At 61.1% G+C, this 958-nt stretch carries 2 protein-coding genes and 1 pseudogene; 1 reads left to right on the top strand and 2 read right to left on the bottom strand.

The features are described 5' to 3' along the window. Both rnpA and rpmH read right to left on the bottom strand, forming a co-directional pair. Nucleotides 1–327 (bottom strand): ribonuclease P protein component (rnpA, locus tag EN893_RS35660; protein ID WP_128362251.1); only part of this gene is annotated, 327 nt, incomplete at its 3' end. A 16-nt stretch (nt 328–343) separates the two neighbouring features. Further along, a complete protein-coding gene (rpmH, locus tag EN893_RS35655; RefSeq protein ID WP_008833937.1) occupies nt 344–478 on the bottom strand; it encodes a 50S ribosomal protein L34 in 135 nt (44 codons plus the stop codon). A gap of 278 nt (nt 479–756) precedes the next feature. Between rpmH and EN893_RS35645 the strand changes: the two are divergent. Beyond that, nucleotides 757–958: pseudogene (locus tag EN893_RS35645) on the top strand (sensor histidine kinase); the annotation flags it as partial.

Below are 958 nucleotides of genomic sequence, written 5' to 3'. Positions count from 1 at the left end.
GAGTTCGGCCTTCAACTGGCCGAACGGAGTGGTAAGCACGTCTTCGCGCCCGACGATGACATAATCATTGCCAGGCGCCATGTCACTTGCAGCATGCGTACGGATGGCTTCTCGCAGCCGCCGCCGGACACGGTTGCGGACAACCGCATTGCCGACCTTCTTGGTGACGGTGTAGCCGACGCGCGGCGACAGGCCGTCGCCGCGGTCGAGAACTTCAACGAGAAAAAGCCGCCCGCGTCGTTTTTCACCACGACGGACAGCCAGGAATTCCGCGCGCTTCAGAAGCCGCTTGGGATTTGGTCCCACTGGCTTGCCGGTTGCGGGCAACGATCTCGTCTTCCGTTCAGGCGCTGAGCCGCTTGCGGCCGCGGTTGCGGCGAGCTGCGACGACGCCGCGACCACCCTTGGTGGCCATGCGGGCACGGAAGCCGTGCCGACGTTTGCGGACGAGTTTAGACGGTTGGTAGGTACGCTTCATTTGTTTTAATACCGCGGGGTGCGGCCCTTCTTGATTCTGTCACTGTGTAACAGGAGCTTTGCCGGGCCGGCTTTGGCGCGATCGAAACCGCGCCGGGACGAATGGCCCGAGCGTGTGCGGGCTTATAGAAAGAAGGCTTTTGGAAGTCAATCCGGAGTCGTAGGGCGCAATCCGGCTCCGTTCAGACCGGTTTATGTTTGCGACCAAGGATGAAATTGGCAAAAAAGCCGTAATCGCCTAATCTGCGTTGATCAAGTGATCGTGAAGACATTAGCCGCATGAGCGAAACCATACAGGCACAGGAAGGGATCGGCACGGTGGCGTCCACCGAGGCGCCAGCGGCCGTGCGCACGGTGCCGCTGTCGCGCGGCCTGTCGACCAAGCTGCTGCTGCTGACCATCGTCTTCGTGCTTCTGGCCGAAGTGCTGATCTTCCTGCCCTGGATCGCCAGCTACCGGCTGAACTGGCTTAAGGAACGGC

The sequence above is a fragment of the Mesorhizobium sp. M7A.F.Ca.CA.004.04.2.1 genome, assembly GCF_004022825.1.
Lineage (GTDB): Bacteria > Pseudomonadota > Alphaproteobacteria > Rhizobiales > Rhizobiaceae > Mesorhizobium.
Note: the sequence above shows the minus strand (reverse complement) of the source record. Positions and strands in the feature narration are given on the sequence as shown.